The organism is Undibacterium sp. RuTC16W, assembly GCF_049339445.1.
Lineage (GTDB): Bacteria > Pseudomonadota > Gammaproteobacteria > Burkholderiales > Burkholderiaceae_D > Undibacterium.
This window is the reverse complement of sequence record NZ_JBMPPE010000037.1, coordinates 1-470: the sequence shown is the minus strand read 5'-3', so window position 1 is coordinate 470 and position 470 is coordinate 1. Positions and strand designations below refer to the sequence as shown.

1 other RNA gene is annotated in these 470 nt (G+C 64.3%); it reads left to right on the top strand.

What is annotated here, in order from left to right:
- Positions 1 to 468: RNase P RNA component class A (rnpB, locus tag ACO0K4_RS19455), an RNA gene on the top strand; the annotation flags it as partial.
- Between the last annotated feature and the right edge of the window lie 2 nt (positions 469 to 470).

The following is a 470-nucleotide window of genomic DNA, read 5'->3' as shown; positions in this document are numbered from 1 at the left end:
TCGGTCGGGCGATCGCGGTCCTGCGTTGTCGGGATCGAGGAAAGTCCGCACTCCATAGAGCACGGCGTCGGATAGCACCCGGGGCGGGGAACCCTCCGTGAGGAGCTAACCTGCCGGATGAGGGCCACAGAAACAAACAGCCACCCCTCACCCCTGCGCCCCTCTCCCACTGGGAGAGGGGATGGGGTGGAGGGGGGTGATGGTGAAAAGGTGGTGTAAAAGACCACCGGCATCCGTAGTAATACGGGTGGCCAGGTAACCCCCGCCGGGAGCAAGACCAAGCAGGGACGAAGCCATCTGCGGATGGCGGGAGGCGGCTCGCCTTCATACGTGCCCTCTCATGCGATGAGAGGGCCAGTCCCGGGTAGGTTGCATCGAGCGGTGCGGCGACGCGCCGCCCAGAGAGATGATCGCACAGTGGCGCGAAAGCGTCATGGACAGAATGCGGCTTATAGACGGACCTGAGGCAG